This is a genomic window from Halolactibacillus halophilus, from assembly GCF_900115605.1.
Taxonomy (GTDB): Bacteria; Bacillota; Bacilli; order Bacillales; family Amphibacillaceae; genus Halolactibacillus; species Halolactibacillus halophilus.
On the sequence record NZ_FOXC01000095.1, the window covers coordinates 1 to 1,007 of the forward strand.

Genomic DNA, 1,007 nt, shown 5'->3' on the forward strand with positions numbered 1-1,007 from the left:
GTGTATAGTGATGATCGACATGATAAATCTTATATTCCATCTGTAAAACCATACTTATGGATGAGATATTTACAAGAGGATCCATCAAGAGAAAACGAAACTTATTTTTATTTAGATAGTGACGTACTTTTAAGAGAAATACCTAACGTCAAGCCTACTAAAAATAAATGGATTGCCTCTGCTTGTGAAAGTTATTTAAGTGTCGACTACATTGATAGCAAAGATAAAAGTTTGCTAGAAAAAATGTGTAGTGTAATCGGTTTAGATACTAAATTCATAAGAGAAAACAATCCGATAGGTGGCGCTCAGTGGGCAATCAAACACCCAACATTAGAATACTGGAAAAAGGTTTATCATGACTCTATCACACTATATAAGTTACTTGATAAATCGAACACAGATATTCAAAAGTGGACAGCTGAGATGTGGGCGCAATTGTGGAATGTTTATCATTTTGATAAAAAAGTAGAGACACTGAAAGAAATGATTTTTTCATGGCCAACTGATCCGGTCGAAAAATATGCTGAAACGAAAATATTTCATAATGCTGGTGTCGTTGACGATCATCAGAATCTATTTTTTAAAGGAAAGTATGTCAATCATACGCCTTTTAGTGATTCGTTTGAACATGTCAACCAAGACAAAGCATCCTATGAATACGTAAAAGCGATAAGGGAGGTAAGAGATATGGCGAAGAGTGCTAAATATTTATCAAATGAAAACTGGCGTGATTTAGATGATGACAAAGAATATGAGAAAGATAAGCCGTGGCCACGTCCAGTAAATAAAAAAGTCAGTCAAGAGCGAATTGATGAACTATTATCGAGCAAAAATAAAGCTTCACGACCAATGATTAGAAAAGCAGAAGAGCAGGGATAAAACCTTGCTCTTTTTAATTTAGGAGGGCTAAATAATATGGCAAATTTAAAACGAAACATGTTAGAACTAGTAAAGAATCCAGAAGGTGTGCAAAAAGGTGACGAGCCGGAAATTGAAAAAGTATGGAC

General features: G+C 34.6%; 1 protein-coding gene. It reads left to right on the forward strand.

The genetic code is table 11. From position 1 onward, the window contains the following. The coding region (locus tag BM098_RS13550; RefSeq protein WP_159430205.1) for a hypothetical protein at window positions 1–879 on the forward strand (879 nt) is incomplete at its 5' end. Window positions 880–1,007 lie beyond the last annotated feature (128 nt).